This is a genomic window from Gottfriedia solisilvae, assembly GCF_002128405.1.
In the GTDB taxonomy this organism is placed as follows: domain Bacteria; phylum Bacillota; class Bacilli; order Bacillales; family Bacillaceae_G; genus Gottfriedia; species Gottfriedia solisilvae.
In genome coordinates this window covers 31,665-47,070 of the sequence record NZ_NETJ01000009.1, presented here as the reverse complement: position 1 = coordinate 47,070, position 15,406 = coordinate 31,665, and the positions used below count along the sequence as shown (strand labels likewise).

The following is a 15,406-nucleotide window of genomic DNA, read 5'->3' as shown; positions in this document are numbered from 1 at the left end:
TCCCTTTATCAAAGCAACAGTCAGTCTTCTTTACGTAGGCCTAAACCTAATTCTTCTAACTTGTGTTTCACTTCTTCTAAAGACTTACGACCTAAGTTACGTACTTTCATCATGTCTTCTTCTGTCTTATTAGCAAGCTCTTGTACTGTATTAATACCAGCTCGCTTTAAGCAGTTATATGAACGAACAGAAAGATCAAGTTCTTCAATCGTCATTTCAAGTACTTTATCTTTTTGATCTTCTTCTTTTTCGACCATGATTTCTGCATTTTTAGCTTCGTCAGTTAAACCTACAAAAATGTTTAAGTGTTCAGTTAGAATTTTTGAACCAAGTGCGATTGCATCTTTAGGTCCAATACTTCCATCAGTCCAAACATCAAGTGTTAACTTATCGAAATTTGAAACCTGTCCCACACGTGTATTTTCTACTTGGTATGTGACACGAGACACTGGAGTGTAAATCGAGTCGATAGGAATAACACCTATTGCTTGATCCTCTCTCTTATTACCATCTGCAGGGATGTATCCACGACCACGTCTAGCAGTTAGACGGATACGAAGATGAGCATCTTTAGCAAGAGTCGCAATATGAAGATCTGGATTCAGAACTTCAACATCGCTATCATGCGTAATGTCAGCTGCAGTAATCGGTCCTTCACCGCGTACATCAATTTCTAATGTTTTGTCTTCCTCTGAATAAATCTTCAGAGCAAGTTTTTTCACATTAAGAATAATTGTTGTAACGTCTTCTACAACTCCTTCAACTGTAGAAAACTCATGTAACACACCATCAATTTGAATAGCGGTTACAGCGGCACCAGGAAGTGAGGATAAAAGGATACGACGTAAGGAGTTACCTAGCGTTGTACCATATCCACGCTCAAGTGGTTCAATAACGAATTTACCGTACTTGGAATCGTCACTGATCTCAACCGTTTCGATTTTCGGCTTTTCGATTTCAATCATTTTATAAACCCTCCTTCAAAACGTCGAAACCCTCGGTTAGACAATAATGCTAACCGAAAGTCCCCATTAGGCAGTTCCTAATTGTGCACAACAAGAGATGTCTGTTAATATTTGCCAAACATATATCATAATCCATTATAGACAATTTTTGAAAACTTATACAGACAAATTATACACGACGACGTTTTGGTGGACGGCATCCGTTATGTGGAACTGGAGTAACGTCTCTGATAGCAGTTACTTCAAGACCAGCAGCTTGAAGAGCACGGATAGCAGCCTCACGACCAGCGCCAGGACCTTTAACCGTTACGTCAAGAGTTTTTAAACCATGTTCCATAGATGCTTTCGCAGCTGTTTCAGCAGCCATTTGTGCAGCAAAAGGTGTAGATTTACGAGAACCTTTGAAACCTAATGATCCAGCACTTGACCATGAAATCGCGTTACCATGAACATCAGTAATTGTTACGATTGTGTTGTTGAAAGTTGAACGAATATGAGCTGTACCAGCTTCAATATTCTTTTTCACACGACGTTTACGTACGTTTGTTTTACGTGCCATGTTGAATACCCTCCTTTACTTAAATATTATTTCTTTTTGTTCGCTACTGTACGGCGTGGGCCTTTACGAGTACGAGCATTGTTTTTAGTGTTTTGACCACGAACAGGTAAGCTACGACGGTGGCGAATACCACGATATGAACCGATTTCGATTAAACGTTTGATGTTTAAAGAAACTTCACGACGAAGATCCCCTTCAACTTTTAACTTGTCAATTAATTCACGAATTTTACCTAATTCTTCTTCTGTTAAATCACGTACACGAGTGTCTTCTGAAATACCAGCTTCAGCTAAGATTTTTTCAGAAGTTGCACGACCGATTCCGAATACATAAGTTAAAGAAATAACCACGCGTTTGTCGCGAGGAATATCTACACCAGCAATACGAGCCATTCTAGTGCACCTCCTTCTTTATTAACCTTGTTTTTGTTTATGTTTTGGATTTTCACAAATTACCATTACTTTACCACGTCTGCGAATAACTTTACATTTCTCACAGATTGGTTTTACTGATGGTCTCACTTTCATGATTTAAACCTCCTTGTAGATTACGGAGTGCATAATTATTATTTAAAACGGTACGTAATACGACCACGAGTTAAATCATATGGAGATAGTTCAACAGTTACCTTGTCACCAGGAAGAATTCGAATGAAGTTCATACGAATTTTACCAGAAACGTGTGCTAGAACAACATGACCATTTTCTAATTCAACTTTGAACATCGCATTCGGAAGTGTTTCCGTAACGGTACCTTCAATTTCAATTACATCATCTTTCGCCATTAGGGCATTCTCCTTTCTTCAAATCAGTAGCTTGCTGTAGGCAAACATACGCTTAGGAATATTAAGCCAAAGTGCTCTGATATGTTGGAGATTAATTGGCCTACATAAGTAAGAAAATCTTTCTGTCAGTAGTATAGGTTTGACCCTATTACCAATTGAATTGTAGATCCTATATTATATCAATCGTTCCAATCAAAGCTAAATCGAAGCTTTTATTCATAGTGATTAGTTTTGACGAAACGACAAAACGTCATACACATGGAACGACGATCTCTCGTTCGTTTTTTTAAACTAACTCTTTTAAAAGATTATCAATGTCTACAAAAACTTTGCTAATCTCTTGGTCACCTTCAATTGTTTTTACATAACCAAGGTTATTGTAGAAATCAAGTAAAGGTTGAGTTTGTTTAATATTTACTTCAAGGCGGTTTGCAACTGTTTCTTCATTATCATCCGCACGTTGATAAAGTTCACCACCACATTTAGAGCAGATTCCTTCTTCAGCTGGAGGATTGAAAATTAAGTGATAAGTAGCTCCACACTCTTTGCAAATACGACGTCCTGTTAAACGATCAATTAAAAGTTGTTGGTCTACATGAATGTTTAACACGAAGTCTAATTTACGATTCATTAATTTCAGTGTCTCTTCTAGTGCTTCAGCCTGCGCAACTGTTCTAGGAAAGCCGTCCAATAAAAAACCGTTTTGGCAATCATCTTTAGCTAATCGTTCACGTACAATACCTATTGTTACTTCATCAGGAACAAGATGGCCTTGATCCATAAACGATTTTGCTTTAAGACCTAGTTCTGTACCATCTTTAATAGCAGCACGAAACATATCACCAGTAGAAATATGAGGAATGCCGTATTTTTCGACAATCTTCTCAGCTTGTGTGCCTTTGCCTGCACCAGGAAGTCCCATTAATATTAAATTCATGGTTGATCCTCCTCTTAATTAGGTGAGCAAAAGGGAAATTTCTACTTCCCTAACGCTCGTTATTTTATAAAGCCTTTGTAGTTTCGTTTTACAAGCTGACTTTCTAATTGCTTCATTGTTTCAAGCGCAACGCCGACAACGATTAGTAAACTTGTTCCTCCAATTTGAGCTGAAGGTGGTAAGTTAGCAATTTTACCAAATGCAATTGGTAATAAAGCTATGAAAGCTAAGAAAATTGATCCTACAAACGTTAAGCGATATAAGACTTTGATTATATATTCTTGTGTGCTCTTACCTGGGCGAATGCCTGGGATGTAGCCACCTTGCTTTTGTAAGTTTTCAGCCATTTGCTCAGGGTTAGCCTGAACAAAAGTATAAAAGTATGAAAAAGCAATAATTAAAATTAGATAAAATGCCATACCCCATGGATTGTTATAAGTAAATACTTTTTCAATCCAATCAGTCACACTGTTATTTGGTAAGAACGATGCGATTGTTGATGGAGTTATTAAAAATGAAACAGCGAAGATTACCGGAATAACCCCAGCACCATTTACTTTTAATGGCAAGTGAGTAGATTGTCCTCCAACATAGCTATTATTTCCATTATTACGTTTAGCATATTGGATCGGAATTTTACGAGTTGCTTGTTGGATGTAAATAACAGCAACAATAACTAGTAATAATACCAACACAACTAAGCCAACCTTAACAATGTTTAAGAATAGCTCATCTCCAGCACCTTTAAATTGTTGCTGATAGATTTGTGAAATTGTAGTTGGAATAGCAGCTACTATACCACCAAAGATGATAATTGATATACCGTTCCCAACACCTTTAGCAGTAATTTGCTCACCTAACCACAATAAGAAAGCTGTACCAGCTGTTAGTACAGTTGCTATATATAGGTAGGTAGACCAACCAGCATTTTCAATTAACATTCCGCCTGTAACATTGTTCATACTGATCGATAACCCAATAGCTTCAATAAATCCTAAAATAATTGTGATATATCTAGTCAGTTGAGTCAATTTACGTCGACCAATCTCACCCTGCTTCGACCATTCAGTTAACTTTGGAACAACGTCCATTTGAAGTAACTGAATAATGATCGATGCTGTAATGTAAGGCATTATACCCATTGCAAAAATCGAGAACTGTTTAAGAGCTCCTCCACCGAATGTATTTAGTACACCAAAGACGCTCAGCGAGCTATCTTGGGAAGCAAGCACATCAGCGTTGACGTTTGGAACAGGTATAAACGTCCCAATACGAAATACAATTAACATTAATAACGTGAAGAGAATCTTTCTTCTAATATCTGCAACGCGCATAAAGTTGGAGATTGTCCGGAACATTAGATCACCTCAGTTTTTCCACCAGCTGCTTCGATTGCCTCTACTGCAGTAGATGAGAACTTATGAGCTTTTACAGTAAGTTTAACTTCTAACTTACCTTTACCTAAAATTTTAATACCAGCTAATTCTTTACGAACGATACCAGTTTCAATCAGTAACTCAGGAGTTACTTCAGTTCCGTTTTCGAAGCGGTTTAACGTTTCAACATTAACGATTGCGTATTCTTTACGGTTGATGTTAGTGAAACCACGTTTTGGTAAACGACGGAATAAAGGAGTTTGACCACCTTCAAATCCAAGACGAACACCGCCACCTGAACGAGCGTTTTGTCCTTTGTGACCTTTACCAGCAGTTTTACCAGTACCAGAACCAATACCACGACCGATACGTTTCGATACTTTACGAGAACCTTCTGTAGGTTTTAATTCATGAAGTTTCATTAGGGCACCTCCTTACTTATTCATGTTTCATTAAATTTCTTTTACAGATACAAGGTGAGAAACTTTGTTAATCATCCCACGCATTGCAGCGTTATCTTCTTTAACAACTGTTTGGTTAGTTTTTGTAATACCTAACGCACGAACTGTTGCGATTTGATCTTGTTTACGACCAATAACACTACGAGTAAGGGTAATTTCTAACTTTTTAGCCATCGTTATCCCTCCTTATTAACCTAGTAATTCTTCTACAGATTTACCACGTAATTTTGCAACCTCATCCGCACGTTTTAAGTTGCTTAATCCTTCGATTGTAGCACGAACAATATTAACTGGCGTGTTAGAACCAAGAGATTTAGATAAGATATCGTGAACTCCTGCAAGTTCTAATACCGCACGAACTGGACCTCCAGCGATAAATCCAGTACCTTCAGAAGCAGGTTTTAGGAATACTTCACCAGCTCCAAAACGACCTGTAATTTCGTGAGGAATTGTAGTTCCAACGATTGGTACATTAATTAGATTTTTCTTAGCATCTTCAACAGCTTTACGGATAGCATCAGGTACTTCTTGAGCTTTACCAGTACCAAAACCTACATGACCGTTTTTGTCACCAACAACTACTAATGCTGCAAAGCGGAAACGACGACCACCTTTTACAACTTTAGCAACACGGTTGATCGTAACTAAGCGTTCTTCAAGCTCTAATTTATTAGGATCAATGCGACGCATGTATGTCCCTCCTTCTTTTATTAAAATTGTAAACCAGCTTCACGAGCAGCTTCAGCTAAAGCTTTTACGCGACCATGATATAAGTAACCACCGCGGTCGAATACAACTTCAGTAACACCTTTGTCAGTAGCGCGTTTTGCAACTAAACCACCAACTAATTTTGCTGCTTCGATATTACCAGTACCATTAAAAGTTAATTCTTTATCTAAAGTTGATGCACTTGCTAATGTTACACCATTAACATCATCAATGATTTGAGCATAGATATGGTTGTTTGAACGGTAAACGTTTAAACGTGGACGTTCTTGAGTACCAGATAATTTAGTACGAACACGAGCATGTCTCTTTTTACGTACTGCATTTTTATCAGCCTTAAAGATCATCTTGGTCACTCCTTTCTCTTATCTAGTTAGATTACTTCGCAGTTTTACCTTCTTTACGACGAACAGTTTCACCTTCGTAACGAATACCTTTACCTTTATAAGGCTCTGGTGGACGTACTTGACGGATGTAAGCAGCAAGAGCGCCTACACGTTCTTTGTCGATACCTTTGATACTGATTTTAGTATTTGAAGGTACTTCGATTTCAACACCATTTTCAGGAGTGATCTCAACTGGGTGAGAATAACCAACGCTAAGAACAAGTTTGTCACCTGTTTTTGTAGCACGGTAACCTACCCCGATTAGTTCTAGGTTACGAGTATAACCATTAGTTACACCTTCAACCATGTTTCCTAAAAGGGCACGAGTTGTACCATGAAGAGCACGGTGCTCTTTGTTGTCAGTTGGACGTGCAACTGTTAATACGTTCTCGTTTAATTCGATTTGCATATCTGGACTAAAAGTACGAGTTAACTCACCTTTAGGTCCTTTTACTGTAATAGTATTGTTGTTATTAGTAAGAGTAACTCCAGCTGGAATTACAAGTTCTTTTTTACCAACACGAGACATTCACTACACCTCCATTCGCTCTGTGTTTTATTACCAAACGTATGCTAAGATTTCGCCACCAGTTTTAGCTTGGCGAGCTTCTTTATCTGTCATTACACCTTTAGAAGTTGAAAGAATCGCAACACCTAAACCGTTAAGTACGCGAGGTACTTCATCAGCTTTAGCGTAAACACGTAAGCCAGGTTTAGAGATTCTTTTTAATCCAGTGATAACACGTTCGTTGTTCACACCATATTTTAAGAAAATACGGATGATACCTTGTTTATCGTCTTCAATGTACTCAACGTCACGGATGAAACCTTCACGTTTTAGAATTTCAGCAACTTCTTTCTTTAGGTTAGAACCTGGGAATTCTAATTTCTCGTGACGTACCATGTTCGCATTACGAATGCGAGTAAGCATATCTGCAATAGGATCTGTCATGACCATGTTCAGATAACCTCCTTCCTAATATCTATAAAATTACCAACTAGCTTTTTTAACGCCAGGGATTTGTCCTTTGTAAGCAAGTTCACGGAAACAAATACGGCAAAGTTTAAATTTACGTAAAACTGAGTGTGGACGTCCGCATCGTTCGCAACGTGTATACTCTTGTACTTTAAATTTCTGTTCGCGTTTTTGTTTCGCAATCATTGATTTTTTAGCCACGTTTTCGCCTCCTCTTCTTTAGCGCTGGCTTTCATTATTTTTGAAAAGGCATTCCGAATAATGTTAGCATTTCACGAGCTTCTTCATCAGTATTTGCAGTAGTAACAATAACGATGTCCATACCACGTACTTTGTTTACTTTATCATAATCGATCTCTGGGAAGATTAATTGTTCTTTAACACCTAAAGTGTAGTTTCCACGGCCATCGAATGCTTTTTTAGAGATTCCACGGAAGTCACGTACACGTGGTAATGTTACAGCAACTAATTTCTCAAAGAATTCGTACATACGCTCTCCACGTAATGTAACTTTAGCACCGATAGGCATACCTTCACGAAGACGGAATTGTGCGATTGATTTTTTAGCTCTTGTTACAACAGGTTTTTGACCAGCGATAAGAGTTAATTCCTCAACAGCAGTATCTAATGCTTTTGAATTTGAAACAGCCTCACCAACACCCATGTTGATGACGATCTTTTCAATTTTAGGCACTTCCATAATTGATTTATAGTTAAACTTGCTCATTAGAGCAGGAGTAATTTCTTTTTGATATTTCTCAACTAGGCGGTTCATTCAGTTGACCTCCTTTCATAAATGGATATTATTTATCAAGTAATTCGCCTGATTTTTTAGCAATACGTACTTTTTTACCATCCACTAATTGGTAACCTACGCGAGTAGGTACTCCAGTTTTTGGATCTAATGCCATAACATTAGAAACATGGATTGGTGCTTCTTTCTCGATGATGCCACCTTGTGGGTTAGCTTGAGTAGGTTTTGAGTGTTTTTTAATGATGTTAACACCTTCAACTAGTACGCGGTTATTCTTTGGAAAAGCAGCAAGGATAACGCCTTGTTTTCCTTTGTCTTTACCAGAGATAACTTGAACTTTATCACCTTTTTTTACATGCATCTTCTTCGTGCACCTCCTTAATAAGGCTTTCTGAAGTATTTATTGTAGTACATTAATTATAGAACTTCTGGAGCTAATGATACGATTTTCATGAAGTTGCTATCACGTAATTCACGTGCAACTGGTCCGAAAATACGAGTACCACGTGGGCTCTTATCATCCTTGATGATAACAGCTGCGTTTTCGTCAAAACGGATGTAAGTACCATCTGGACGACGAACACCGCGTTTCGTACGAACGATAACGGCTTTAACTACATCACCTTTTTTAACAACGCCACCTGGTGTTGCTTGTTTTACTGTACATACGATGATATCACCGATGTTAGCAGTTTTACGGCCTGAACCACCTAATACTTTAATAGTAAGTAATTCGCGTGCGCCTGAATTGTCAGCAACTTTTAAACGAGTTTCTTGTTGGATCATGTCAAATTGACCTCCTTTCGGATTAAGAATAATATCCGATCATCTATTAGATAATAACAGCTTCTTCTACGATTTCAACTAAACGGAAACGTTTTGTAGCTGATAATGGACGAGTCTCCATGATTTTTACGATATCGCCAACTTTTGCTTGGTTTAGCTCATCGTGCGCTTTATATTTCTTAGAATATTTAACGCGTTTTCCGTATAGTTTGTGTGTTTTGTAAGTTTCAACTACAACAGTAATTGTCTTATCCATTTTATCAGAAACTACACGTCCTGTGTAAACTTTACGTTGGTTACGTTCGCTCACTGTGCAAACCTCCCCTCATGATTAGTTGTTAGAGTTAATTTCTCTTTCACGTACTACAGTTTTCATACGAGCAATAGCTTTACGAACCTCACGGATACGCGCAGTGTTCTCTAATTGTCCTGTAGCTAATTGGAAACGAAGGTTGAATAACTCTTCTTTAAGAGATTTCACTTTTAATTCAATTTCAGCAGTGGTAAGATCGCGAATCTCATTACTTTTCATTAGAATCACCACCATTGTCTTCGCGTTTTACAAACTTACATTTAACTGGTAATTTGTGAGCTGCTAAGCGTAGTGCTTCACGAGCTACTTCTTCAGATACACCAGCGATTTCGAACATGATTTTGCCAGGTTTAACAACTGCAACCCAACCTTCTGGAGCACCTTTACCGCTACCCATACGTACCTCAAGAGGTTTAGCTGTGTAAGGCTTAGAAGGGAAGATCTTAATCCATACTTTACCGCCACGTTTCATGTAACGAGTCATTGCACGACGCGCTGCTTCGATTTGACGGTTAGTAATCCAAGATGCTTCAGTTGATTGTAAACCAAATTCACCGAATGCTACTTCTGTGCCACCTTTAGCACGTCCGCGCATTTTTCCACGGTGCTCTCTACGATATTTAACACGTTTAGGCATTAACATAATTAATTTCCTCCTTCCTCAGAAGCTTTCTTTTTAGTAGGAAGAACTTCACCTTTGTAAATCCATACTTTTACGCCAAGTTTACCGTATGTTGTATCTGCTTCTGCAGTTGCATAGTCGATGTCTGCACGTAATGTATGAAGTGGCACTGTACCTTCGCTATATGATTCAGAACGAGCGATATCTGCTCCGCCAAGACGACCAGAAACTTGTGTTTTGATACCTAATGCACCAGCACGCATTGCACGTTGTAATACTTGCTTTTGAGCACGACGGAATGAAACACGGTTTTCTAATTGACGAGCGATGTTTTCAGCTACTAATTTAGCATCAAGATCAGCTCTTTTGATTTCGATAATGTTGATATGAACACGTTTGCCAGTTAAGTTGTTTAAAGCTTTACGAAGAGCTTCAACTTCTGAACCACCTTTACCGATTACCATACCAGGTTTTGCAGTGTGAACAGTAATGTTTACACGGTTTGCTGCTCTTTCGATTTCTACTTTAGAAACAGCAGAATCTTTTAAACGAGCACTAATATATTCACGAATTTTGATATCTTCATGTAAAAGGTCTGCGTAATCTTTCTCTGCGTACCATTTAGATTCCCAATCTTTGATAATACCGACACGAAGTCCGACTGGATTTACCTTTTGACCCATCGATTATCCCTCCTTCTTCTCTGATACCACGATTGTAATGTGGCTTGTGCGTTTGTTGATTGCGCTAGCACGTCCTTGTGCACGTGGGCGGAATCTTTTTAATGTTGCACCTTCATCAACGAATACTTTTTCGATGTATAAGTTGTTAACATCCATATCATAGTTATGTTCTGCATTTGCAATAGCAGATTTTAATAATTTTTCTACAACAGGAGAAGCAGTTTTTGGTGTGTGTCGAAGGATTGCGATCGCTTCGCCAACTTGTTTACCTCGGATTAAATCGACTACAAGACGAACTTTACGAGGAGCGATACGAACTGTTCTCAGTACAGCTTTTGCTTGCATTGGAGTGCCTCCTCTCATTATCTTCTAGTTTTCTTGTCATCCGCATCGTGACCTTTATAAGTACGAGTTGGAGCAAATTCGCCAAGTTTGTGACCTACCATATCTTCTGTTACATAAACAGGTACGTGTTTACGACCATCGTACACTGCAATAGTATGTCCGATAAATTGTGGGAAAATAGTAGAACGACGTGACCAAGTTTTTACAACTTGTTTTGATTCAGTTTCGTTTAATTTTTCCACTTTAGTTAATAAGTGATCATCAATAAATGGACCTTTTTTCAGGCTGCGTCCCATTGTGGTACCTCCCTTCGTGATTGACCTACGGTTCTAGTGAACCGTAGCACAACCGCGTTATTTTTTACGACGACGTACGATAAACTTGTCTGACGCTTTGTTTTTCTTACGAGTTTTGTAACCAAGAGTTGGTTTACCCCATGGAGACATTGGTGATTTACGTCCGATTGGAGAGCGTCCTTCACCACCACCGTGTGGGTGATCAACTGGGTTCATTACAGATCCACGTACAGTTGGGCGTTTACCCATCCAACGAGAACGACCTGCTTTACCGATGTTAATAAGTTCGTGGTGCTCATTACCTACTTGACCTACAGTCGCGCGGCATGTAGCTAATACCATACGTACTTCACCAGAATTTAAACGTACTAATACGTAACGATCTTCTTTACCTAATACTTGAGCTGAAGTACCAGCTGAACGTACTAATTGTCCTCCACGACCTGGTTTTAACTCGATGTTGTGGATTGTAGTACCTACTGGAATGTTAACAAGTGGTAAAGCGTTACCGATTTTAATATCTGCTTCTGGACCAGAAACGATTTCCATACCTACTACTAAGTTTTTAGGAGCAAGAATGTAGCGTTTTTCTCCATCAGCGTAGTTAATTAACGCAATGTTTGCAGAACGGTTTGGATCGTACTCGATTGTAGCAACGCGTCCTGGTATACCATCTTTATCTCTTTTGAAATCGATGATACGGTATTGACGTTTGTGTCCACCACCTTGGTGACGAACAGTAATTTTACCTTGGTTATTACGGCCAGCTTTTTTGCTAAGTGGTGCTAATAATGATTTTTCTGGTTTGTCAGTAGTGATCTCAGCAAAGTCATTAGTAGTCATTCCACGGCGACCGTTAGTGGTTGGTTTATACTTTTTGATTCCCATCGTTAGTTCCCTCCTTTTCTAGTAGTTAGTATTAAACGCCTTCGAATAATTGAATATCTTGGCTATCAGCAGTTAATTTAACGATTGCTTTTCTACGACGGTTAGTGTAACCAGCATGTTTACCCATACGTTTAAACTTACCTTTGTAATTCATCACGTTAACTTTTTCTACTTTAACACCGAAGATTGCTTCAACAGCATCTTTAACTTCAGTCTTATTAGCTCTTACATCAACTTCGAAAGTATATTTTTTCTCAGAAATAGCATCCATAGAAGCTTCAGTGATAACTGGGCGTTTGATAATATCACGAGGATCCTTCATTACGCAAGCACCTCCTCTACTTTTTCCACCGCAGCTTTAGTCATGATTAAAGTATCATGATGTAAAACGTCGATTACATTAACTTCATTTGCTGCAATTACTGAAATTCCAGGAATGTTACGAGCAGATAAAGCTACGTTTTCATTTAAGTCAGCTGTTACGATTAAGACTTTCTTTTGAACTGATAAGCCTTGTAATACAGCAACCATATCTTTTGTTTTTGGTGCGTTTAACGCTAAATCTTCAAGCACTAACATGCTTTGCTCTAATACTTTCGTAGATAAAGCAGATTTAATCGCTAAGCGACGTACCTTTTTAGGTAATTTATATGAGTATGATCTTGGAGTTGGACCGAATACGATACCACCACCACGCCATTGTGGAGAACGGATTGAACCTTGACGAGCACGGCCAGTTCCTTTTTGTCTCCATGGTTTACGACCACCACCACGCACTTCAGAGCGTGTTTTTACTTTGTGAGTACCTTGACGTAAAGACGCACGTTGCATCATTACAGCATCAAATAAAACGTGTTCGTTTGGAGCGATTCCGAATACAGCATCAGCTAATTCGATTTCTCCTACTTGAGCACCAGTTTGGTTAAACATAGTAACTTTAGGCATTTGGTTTCCTCCTTTCTTCTAATTAATTAGTTAGATTTAACCGCAGAACGGATTGTTACGTAAGATTTTTTAGCACCTGGTACATTACCTTTTACTAATAGTAAGTTACGCTCAGCGTCAACTTTAACAATTTGTAAGTTTTGTACAGTTACTTTTTCTCCACCCATACGTCCTGGTAATGCTTTGTTTTTAAATACGCGGTTTGGAGCTACAGGTCCCATTGAACCTGGACGACGGTGGTAACGAGAACCGTGAGACATAGGTCCACGAGATTGTCCGTGGCGCTTGATGCTACCTTGGAATCCTTTACCTTTTGAAGTTCCAGTCACATCAACGATGTCACCATTTGCAAAAATATCAACTTTGACTTCTTGACCTACTTCATAAGCTGTCATATCAGCATTACGAATTTCACGAACGAAGCGCTTAGGTGCAGTGTTTGCTTTAGCAGCGTGTCCTTGTTCTGGTTTGTTAGCTAATTTCTCACGTTTGTCAGCGAATCCGATTTGGATTGCTTCGTATCCGTCAGTTTCAGCAGTTTTCTTTTGTAAAACTACGTTTGGAGTAGCTTCGATAACAGTAACTGGAATTAACTCGCCGTTTTCAGCAAATACTTGTGTCATACCGATCTTTTTCCCTAAGATTCCTTTAGTCATAAGTCACACCTCCTGAATTTATATATATCGTTATTAAAGTTTGATTTCAATATCAACGCCAGACGGTAAGTCTAGTCTCATTAGTGAATCAACAGTTTGTGGTGTTGGGTTCACGATATCGATTAAACGTTTGTGTGTGCGCATTTCGAATTGCTCACGAGAATCTTTGTATTTATGAACCGCACGAAGAATCGTGTAAATTGATTTCTCAGTTGGTAATGGGATCGGACCAGATACAGAAGCACCTGAACGTTTCGCAGTCTCAACGATTTTCTCTGCAGATTGATCTAAAATACGGTGGTCGTAAGCTTTTAAACGAATACGAATTTTTTCTTTTGCCATAATTTTCCCTCCTTTTTCGCCTATTTAAATAATAGACATACTCCATGGAAATTTCCTTACACTCGCCATGGCAAAGCGGCCGGGTGTATCAGCAACCTTCCATTTCTACGCAGTCAAAGACCAACATCATCTATTATACATAAAAAATAATGCTATTGCAAGCATTAGTTATATGTTTATTGTAAATAATATTTTGTCGTCTTTTGTACTTTGTTATTATATTATCTCTACCAATGAAAAGCAAGCTTGAAAGATATTATATAGGTTAAAATTCATTTCCAATTTAAAGAAAAAAAGCTTAGAAGAAAATCTTCTAAGCTTTTAAATGTTTAATTATTCAACGATTGTAGCAACTACGCCAGCGCCTACAGTACGTCCACCCTCACGGATAGAGAACTTAGTTCCTTCTTCAACAGCGATTGCGTTGATTAACTCAACAGTCATTTCGATGTTGTCGCCAGGCATAACCATTTCAGTACCTTCTGGTAATTGGATGATTCCAGTTACGTCAGTTGTACGGAAGTAGAATTGTGGACGGTAGTTAGCGAAGAATGGAGTATGACGTCCACCTTCTTCTTTAGATAAAACGTAAACTTCAGCTTTGAACTTAGTGTGTTGTTTAACTGAACCTGGTTTAGCTAAAACTTGACCACGTTGGATATCGTCACGAGCAACCCCACGAAGAAGTGCACCGATGTTGTCTCCAGCTTCTGCTTGATCAAGAAGTTTACGGAACATTTCAACACCTGTTACAGTAGTTGATTTTGGCTCTTCAACAAGACCGATGATCTCGATTACGTCACCAACTTTAACGATACCACGCTCAACACGACCAGTAGCAACTGTTCCACGACCAGTGATTGAGAATACATCCTCAACTGGCATTAAGAAAGGCTTGTCAGTTTCACGAGCTGGTGTTGGGATATAAGAATCAACTTCAGCCATTAATTCATGGATTTTAGCTTCCCAAGCTTCGTCACCTTCTAAAGCTTTAAGAGCTGAACCTTTGATTACTGGAATGTCATCGCCAGGGAATTCATATTCTGATAATAGATCACGAATTTCCATTTCAACTAATTCAAGTAACTCTTCATCGTCAACCATGTCACATTTGTTCATGAATACTACGATGTAAGGTACACCTACTTGACGAGATAAAAGAATGTGCTCACGAGTTTGAGGCATTGGACCATCAGCAGCAGATACTACTAAGATACCACCGTCCATTTGAGCAGCACCAGTGATCATGTTTTTAACATAGTCAGCGTGACCTGGGCAGTCAACGTGTGCATAGTGACGAGTTTCAGTTTCGTACTCAACGTGTGCAGTAGAGATTGTGATACCACGTTCTCTTTCTTCTGGAGCACCATCGATTTGATCGTAAGCACGAGCTTCAGCTCCACCTACTTTAGCTAATACTGTAGTAATAGCAGCTGTTAATGTAGTTTTACCATGGTCAACGTGTCCGATTGTACCAATGTTAACGTGTGGTTTTACACGTTCGAATTTAGCTTTACCCATTGTAAAAATCCTCCTTATAATTAAGAAAATTTATTTTAGTTTTATTATTATGCCATAAAGGGGCAAGTCCCCTTTATGACTAACA

At 38.7% G+C, this 15,406-nt stretch carries 29 protein-coding genes; all 29 read right to left on the bottom strand.

Annotated features, from left to right (window positions below; all coding sequences use genetic code 11):
• Positions 1-20: 20 nt before the first annotated feature.
• The gene (locus CAB05_RS20485; RefSeq protein ID WP_088003837.1) at positions 21-965 is read right to left on the bottom strand and encodes a DNA-directed RNA polymerase subunit alpha; all 945 of its coding nucleotides are present in this window, start codon (positions 963-965) and stop codon (positions 21-23) included.
• 169 nt (positions 966-1,134) lie between these two features.
• A complete protein-coding gene (gene rpsK, locus CAB05_RS20480; RefSeq protein ID WP_056467481.1) occupies positions 1,135-1,524 on the bottom strand; it encodes a 30S ribosomal protein S11 in 390 nt (129 codons plus the stop codon).
• Positions 1,525-1,550: 26 nt separating this feature from the next.
• Positions 1,551-1,916 (bottom strand): 30S ribosomal protein S13, encoded by a 366-nt coding sequence (gene rpsM, locus CAB05_RS20475; RefSeq protein ID WP_088003835.1) that lies wholly within the window; start codon positions 1,914-1,916, stop codon positions 1,551-1,553.
• A 21-nt stretch (positions 1,917-1,937) separates the two neighbouring features.
• On the bottom strand, positions 1,938-2,051 hold the full coding sequence (gene rpmJ / locus CAB05_RS20470) for a 50S ribosomal protein L36 (protein ID WP_000868344.1): 114 nt from the start codon (positions 2,049-2,051) through the stop codon (positions 1,938-1,940).
• Positions 2,052-2,089: 38 nt separating this feature from the next.
• Positions 2,090-2,308: a translation initiation factor IF-1 gene (infA, locus tag CAB05_RS20465; protein ID WP_056467475.1), complete on the bottom strand. Its 219-nt coding sequence runs from the start codon at positions 2,306-2,308 to the stop codon at positions 2,090-2,092.
• A 286-nt stretch (positions 2,309-2,594) separates the two neighbouring features.
• Entirely contained in the window at positions 2,595-3,245 is a 651-nt protein-coding gene (locus CAB05_RS20460) for an adenylate kinase (protein ID WP_088003833.1), read from the bottom strand.
• 59 nt (positions 3,246-3,304) lie between these two features.
• Positions 3,305-4,603, bottom strand: coding sequence for a preprotein translocase subunit SecY (gene secY, locus CAB05_RS20455; protein ID WP_088003831.1), 1,299 nt, complete (start codon positions 4,601-4,603; stop codon positions 3,305-3,307).
• Positions 4,603-5,043 (bottom strand): 50S ribosomal protein L15, encoded by a 441-nt coding sequence (rplO, locus tag CAB05_RS20450; RefSeq protein WP_088003829.1) that lies wholly within the window; start codon positions 5,041-5,043, stop codon positions 4,603-4,605. Before rplO ends, secY begins: the two co-directional genes overlap by 1 nt.
• A gap of 30 nt (positions 5,044-5,073) precedes the next feature.
• Positions 5,074-5,256, bottom strand: coding sequence for a 50S ribosomal protein L30 (gene rpmD / locus CAB05_RS20445; protein ID WP_088003827.1), 183 nt, complete (start codon positions 5,254-5,256; stop codon positions 5,074-5,076).
• Positions 5,257-5,271: 15 nt separating this feature from the next.
• Positions 5,272-5,772, bottom strand: a complete 501-nt coding sequence (gene rpsE / locus CAB05_RS20440; RefSeq protein ID WP_088003825.1) for a 30S ribosomal protein S5 — start codon at positions 5,770-5,772, stop codon at positions 5,272-5,274.
• Positions 5,773-5,792: 20 nt separating this feature from the next.
• A complete protein-coding gene (gene rplR / locus CAB05_RS20435) occupies positions 5,793-6,155 on the bottom strand; it encodes a 50S ribosomal protein L18 (protein ID WP_088003823.1) in 363 nt (120 codons plus the stop codon).
• Between the two features lie 31 nt (positions 6,156-6,186).
• Positions 6,187-6,723, bottom strand: coding sequence for a 50S ribosomal protein L6 (rplF, locus tag CAB05_RS20430; RefSeq protein ID WP_088003821.1), 537 nt, complete (start codon positions 6,721-6,723; stop codon positions 6,187-6,189).
• Between the two features lie 30 nt (positions 6,724-6,753).
• Complete coding sequence (gene rpsH, locus CAB05_RS20425) at positions 6,754-7,152, bottom strand: 30S ribosomal protein S8 (protein WP_088003819.1); 399 nt, start codon at positions 7,150-7,152, stop codon at positions 6,754-6,756.
• Positions 7,153-7,185: 33 nt separating this feature from the next.
• Positions 7,186-7,371 carry a type Z 30S ribosomal protein S14 gene (locus tag CAB05_RS20420; protein WP_069716795.1) on the bottom strand — a complete coding sequence of 62 codons (186 nt, stop codon included), beginning with the start codon at positions 7,369-7,371 and terminating at the stop codon, positions 7,186-7,188.
• A 34-nt stretch (positions 7,372-7,405) separates the two neighbouring features.
• Positions 7,406-7,945 carry a 50S ribosomal protein L5 gene (rplE, locus tag CAB05_RS20415; protein WP_088003817.1) on the bottom strand — a complete coding sequence of 180 codons (540 nt, stop codon included), beginning with the start codon at positions 7,943-7,945 and terminating at the stop codon, positions 7,406-7,408.
• Between the two features lie 28 nt (positions 7,946-7,973).
• A complete protein-coding gene (gene rplX / locus CAB05_RS20410; protein WP_056467443.1) occupies positions 7,974-8,285 on the bottom strand; it encodes a 50S ribosomal protein L24 in 312 nt (103 codons plus the stop codon).
• Positions 8,286-8,341: 56 nt separating this feature from the next.
• The gene (gene rplN / locus CAB05_RS20405) at positions 8,342-8,710 is read right to left on the bottom strand and encodes a 50S ribosomal protein L14 (protein WP_088003815.1); all 369 of its coding nucleotides are present in this window, start codon (positions 8,708-8,710) and stop codon (positions 8,342-8,344) included.
• Positions 8,711-8,756: 46 nt separating this feature from the next.
• Positions 8,757-9,020: a 30S ribosomal protein S17 gene (rpsQ, locus tag CAB05_RS20400; protein WP_088003813.1), complete on the bottom strand. Its 264-nt coding sequence runs from the start codon at positions 9,018-9,020 to the stop codon at positions 8,757-8,759.
• A 21-nt stretch (positions 9,021-9,041) separates the two neighbouring features.
• On the bottom strand, positions 9,042-9,242 hold the full coding sequence (rpmC, locus tag CAB05_RS20395) for a 50S ribosomal protein L29 (RefSeq protein ID WP_088003811.1): 201 nt from the start codon (positions 9,240-9,242) through the stop codon (positions 9,042-9,044).
• Entirely contained in the window at positions 9,232-9,666 is a 435-nt protein-coding gene (rplP, locus tag CAB05_RS20390) for a 50S ribosomal protein L16 (RefSeq protein WP_088003809.1), read from the bottom strand. Before rplP ends, rpmC begins: the two co-directional genes overlap by 11 nt.
• A 2-nt stretch (positions 9,667-9,668) precedes the next feature.
• Positions 9,669-10,328 carry a 30S ribosomal protein S3 gene (gene rpsC, locus CAB05_RS20385; protein ID WP_088003807.1) on the bottom strand — a complete coding sequence of 220 codons (660 nt, stop codon included), beginning with the start codon at positions 10,326-10,328 and terminating at the stop codon, positions 9,669-9,671.
• A gap of 3 nt (positions 10,329-10,331) precedes the next feature.
• A complete protein-coding gene (rplV, locus tag CAB05_RS20380; protein ID WP_056467425.1) occupies positions 10,332-10,673 on the bottom strand; it encodes a 50S ribosomal protein L22 in 342 nt (113 codons plus the stop codon).
• A gap of 17 nt (positions 10,674-10,690) precedes the next feature.
• Positions 10,691-10,969 carry a 30S ribosomal protein S19 gene (gene rpsS / locus CAB05_RS20375; RefSeq protein ID WP_088003805.1) on the bottom strand — a complete coding sequence of 93 codons (279 nt, stop codon included), beginning with the start codon at positions 10,967-10,969 and terminating at the stop codon, positions 10,691-10,693.
• Between the two features lie 57 nt (positions 10,970-11,026).
• Complete coding sequence (gene rplB, locus CAB05_RS20370) at positions 11,027-11,857, bottom strand: 50S ribosomal protein L2 (protein WP_088003803.1); 831 nt, start codon at positions 11,855-11,857, stop codon at positions 11,027-11,029.
• Positions 11,858-11,888: 31 nt separating this feature from the next.
• On the bottom strand, positions 11,889-12,179 hold the full coding sequence (gene rplW / locus CAB05_RS20365; RefSeq protein ID WP_088003801.1) for a 50S ribosomal protein L23: 291 nt from the start codon (positions 12,177-12,179) through the stop codon (positions 11,889-11,891).
• Positions 12,179-12,802, bottom strand: coding sequence for a 50S ribosomal protein L4 (gene rplD, locus CAB05_RS20360; RefSeq protein WP_088003799.1), 624 nt, complete (start codon positions 12,800-12,802; stop codon positions 12,179-12,181). The genes rplW and rplD overlap by 1 nt, the downstream gene beginning before the upstream one ends.
• A 26-nt stretch (positions 12,803-12,828) precedes the next feature.
• Entirely contained in the window at positions 12,829-13,458 is a 630-nt protein-coding gene (gene rplC / locus CAB05_RS20355; RefSeq protein ID WP_088003797.1) for a 50S ribosomal protein L3, read from the bottom strand.
• A gap of 33 nt (positions 13,459-13,491) precedes the next feature.
• Positions 13,492-13,800 carry a 30S ribosomal protein S10 gene (gene rpsJ, locus CAB05_RS20350; RefSeq protein WP_088003795.1) on the bottom strand — a complete coding sequence of 103 codons (309 nt, stop codon included), beginning with the start codon at positions 13,798-13,800 and terminating at the stop codon, positions 13,492-13,494.
• Positions 13,801-14,133: 333 nt separating this feature from the next.
• Positions 14,134-15,321, bottom strand: a complete 1,188-nt coding sequence (gene tuf / locus CAB05_RS20345; protein ID WP_088003792.1) for an elongation factor Tu — start codon at positions 15,319-15,321, stop codon at positions 14,134-14,136.
• Positions 15,322-15,406 lie beyond the last annotated feature (85 nt).

What these genes read in the sequence shown, in the direction of transcription:
- rpsC (WP_088003807.1), bottom strand. Translation starts at nt 10,328, where the DNA reads ATGGGTCAAAAGGTAAATCCAGTCGGACTTCGTGTCGGTATTATCAAA.
- CAB05_RS20485 (WP_088003837.1), bottom strand. Translation starts at nt 965, where the DNA reads ATGATTGAAATCGAAAAGCCGAAAATCGAAACGGTTGAGATCAGTGAC.
- CAB05_RS20460 (WP_088003833.1), bottom strand. Translation starts at nt 3,245, where the DNA reads ATGAATTTAATATTAATGGGACTTCCTGGTGCAGGCAAAGGCACACAA.
- rplD (WP_088003799.1), bottom strand. Translation starts at nt 12,802, where the DNA reads ATGCCTAAAGTTACTATGTTTAACCAAACTGGTGCTCAAGTAGGAGAA.
- rplN (WP_088003815.1), bottom strand. Translation starts at nt 8,710, where the DNA reads ATGATCCAACAAGAAACTCGTTTAAAAGTTGCTGACAATTCAGGCGCA.
- rpmC (WP_088003811.1), bottom strand. Translation starts at nt 9,242, where the DNA reads ATGAAAAGTAATGAGATTCGCGATCTTACCACTGCTGAAATTGAATTA.
- rpsE (WP_088003825.1), bottom strand. Translation starts at nt 5,772, where the DNA reads ATGCGTCGCATTGATCCTAATAAATTAGAGCTTGAAGAACGCTTAGTT.
- tuf (WP_088003792.1), bottom strand. Translation starts at nt 15,321, where the DNA reads ATGGGTAAAGCTAAATTCGAACGTGTAAAACCACACGTTAACATTGGT.
- rplX (WP_056467443.1), bottom strand. Translation starts at nt 8,285, where the DNA reads ATGCATGTAAAAAAAGGTGATAAAGTTCAAGTTATCTCTGGTAAAGAC.
- rplE (WP_088003817.1), bottom strand. Translation starts at nt 7,945, where the DNA reads ATGAACCGCCTAGTTGAGAAATATCAAAAAGAAATTACTCCTGCTCTA.
- rpsJ (WP_088003795.1), bottom strand. Translation starts at nt 13,800, where the DNA reads ATGGCAAAAGAAAAAATTCGTATTCGTTTAAAAGCTTACGACCACCGT.
- rplR (WP_088003823.1), bottom strand. Translation starts at nt 6,155, where the DNA reads ATGATCTTTAAGGCTGATAAAAATGCAGTACGTAAAAAGAGACATGCT.
- rpsK (WP_056467481.1), bottom strand. Translation starts at nt 1,524, where the DNA reads ATGGCACGTAAAACAAACGTACGTAAACGTCGTGTGAAAAAGAATATT.
- rplC (WP_088003797.1), bottom strand. Translation starts at nt 13,458, where the DNA reads ATGACTAAAGGAATCTTAGGGAAAAAGATCGGTATGACACAAGTATTT.
- rplO (WP_088003829.1), bottom strand. Translation starts at nt 5,043, where the DNA reads ATGAAACTTCATGAATTAAAACCTACAGAAGGTTCTCGTAAAGTATCG.
- rpsS (WP_088003805.1), bottom strand. Translation starts at nt 10,969, where the DNA reads ATGGGACGCAGCCTGAAAAAAGGTCCATTTATTGATGATCACTTATTA.
- rplP (WP_088003809.1), bottom strand. Translation starts at nt 9,666, where the DNA reads ATGTTAATGCCTAAACGTGTTAAATATCGTAGAGAGCACCGTGGAAAA.
- rplW (WP_088003801.1), bottom strand. Translation starts at nt 12,179, where the DNA reads ATGAAGGATCCTCGTGATATTATCAAACGCCCAGTTATCACTGAAGCT.
- rpmJ (WP_000868344.1), bottom strand. Translation starts at nt 2,051, where the DNA reads ATGAAAGTGAGACCATCAGTAAAACCAATCTGTGAGAAATGTAAAGTT.
- rpsH (WP_088003819.1), bottom strand. Translation starts at nt 7,152, where the DNA reads ATGGTCATGACAGATCCTATTGCAGATATGCTTACTCGCATTCGTAAT.
- infA (WP_056467475.1), bottom strand. Translation starts at nt 2,308, where the DNA reads ATGGCGAAAGATGATGTAATTGAAATTGAAGGTACCGTTACGGAAACA.
- rplV (WP_056467425.1), bottom strand. Translation starts at nt 10,673, where the DNA reads ATGCAAGCAAAAGCTGTACTGAGAACAGTTCGTATCGCTCCTCGTAAA.
- rplF (WP_088003821.1), bottom strand. Translation starts at nt 6,723, where the DNA reads ATGTCTCGTGTTGGTAAAAAAGAACTTGTAATTCCAGCTGGAGTTACT.
- rpmD (WP_088003827.1), bottom strand. Translation starts at nt 5,256, where the DNA reads ATGGCTAAAAAGTTAGAAATTACCCTTACTCGTAGTGTTATTGGTCGT.
- secY (WP_088003831.1), bottom strand. Translation starts at nt 4,603, where the DNA reads ATGTTCCGGACAATCTCCAACTTTATGCGCGTTGCAGATATTAGAAGA.
- rpsM (WP_088003835.1), bottom strand. Translation starts at nt 1,916, where the DNA reads ATGGCTCGTATTGCTGGTGTAGATATTCCTCGCGACAAACGCGTGGTT.
- rplB (WP_088003803.1), bottom strand. Translation starts at nt 11,857, where the DNA reads ATGGGAATCAAAAAGTATAAACCAACCACTAACGGTCGCCGTGGAATG.